The 1,264-nt window shown below is 60.8% G+C and carries 1 protein-coding gene and 2 pseudogenes; all 3 read left to right on the forward strand.

Going from position 1 to position 1,264, the window contains the following annotated elements; translation table 11 throughout:
* Positions 1 to 412: pseudogene (locus HMPREF2924_RS21830) on the forward strand (hypothetical protein); the annotation flags it as partial.
* The gene (locus HMPREF2924_RS21835) at positions 409 to 906 is read left to right on the forward strand and encodes a hypothetical protein (RefSeq protein WP_003111783.1); all 498 of its coding nucleotides are present in this window, start codon (positions 409 to 411) and stop codon (positions 904 to 906) included. The pseudogene HMPREF2924_RS21830 and the gene HMPREF2924_RS21835, both read left to right, overlap by 4 nt.
* A gap of 5 nt (positions 907 to 911) precedes the next feature.
* Positions 912 to 1,264, forward strand: a pseudogene (locus tag HMPREF2924_RS21840) (hypothetical protein); the annotation flags it as partial.

Consider the following 1,264-nt stretch of genomic DNA (forward strand, 5'->3'; position numbering starts at 1 on the left):
GCAACTGGTCGCCTCGAACTACCCGCTTCCGGGAAATACGCTCGAAGAGCGGCTGGAAATCCTGCAGATCGCGTTGATCTACAACCGGGCCAAGGTGTTCGATCCCCTGTACTCCACCCGAGAACTCCACTCAAGACTGAAAGGTTGGCTGGAGCGTCCCAAGCAGCTCATCGGGTGGCGCAGTGAAGCCGAGTATTTCGCTAGTCAGGTGGGGAGACTGCGATGTGACTTCATTAGTCATCTGATTGACGAAATCGCCTACGACGATGGCAGTGAAGTCGAGGAGCGCCTGCGCGTCATCAAGCAGAAGGTCGCTGACTGCATCGCACAGATCGCTCTGACCAGCGAGGAGCAGGAAACCCTTCAGCTCTGGACAGACGCTCTGCAATCGGCTCCGGAGGGCCTCATATGAACCTCCAGAACCGCAACAACCTCATCCTGAGCCTGATCGCCGAGACCCAGTTCGACGCCTACGTGCAAGGCTACATGGCCAAAGCAGGCGCTGCCGCCGGTGCTTCCGACAATCTGCTGGTCGAGGCTGAAGGTGCTGCGATGCTGCAGGGCCTTGTCGCTCCGGTTCGCGCTCAGCAGCGTGCCTGTGGACAGCCCCTGCAGAACGCCCTGCTCCAAATCGCCCACGACCTACTGTTGCAGACGAAGTCGCAACTGGCCATCGCGGCCAATGCCAGCTCGATCCACGTGATCCAGCGGGACATGAACAGGGCTATCTGGAATATCGCGACTGCCATCGATCACCTGGCCGAGTTCGCCCAACCCTCCCAGGACACCGTGAAGGTCATCGAGCGGCTGATGCTCTTCGTCGGCAGCTCGCCTAGCCCGGAAGGCCAGCAACTGGCCGCAGAGGCAAGTGCAGTGCTTGGCATGAGCGAGGGGGGCCTGGCATGAAGCCTATGATTCAAGCCCACCTGGTCGAGCGCGACCAGTTCGGCTTCTGGACCCATCCGAACTATCCGGACCTGGCCGACAACTGCTCTTCCAGCGAGGCGCAGGAAACTCTGCGCCGGCTTGGACTGGAGTTGCAGAACGTCTTCATGGAGTCGGATGCGCCTCGCCTCTACGACTCTGCCCGTTCGGACCAACGATACAGCGAGTGGATCCCAACGCGGCCCGAAGGCGCCGGTTGGTTCGTGCTGTCGATCCACGATACCGATAACGGCCCGGTGTGTCAGTACGTGCGACCGCTCGGAGAGCACCTGAGTCCAATCGGTCTCGATGCGGCAGCAGAACAGCATGAGCGCCTGCT

Source organism: Pseudomonas sp. HMSC063H08 (assembly GCF_001813645.1).
GTDB classification, from domain to species: Bacteria; Pseudomonadota; Gammaproteobacteria; order Pseudomonadales; family Pseudomonadaceae; genus Pseudomonas; species Pseudomonas aeruginosa.

What these genes read in the sequence shown, in the direction of transcription:
- HMPREF2924_RS21835 (WP_003111783.1), top strand. Translation starts at nt 409, where the DNA reads ATGAACCTCCAGAACCGCAACAACCTCATCCTGAGCCTGATCGCCGAG.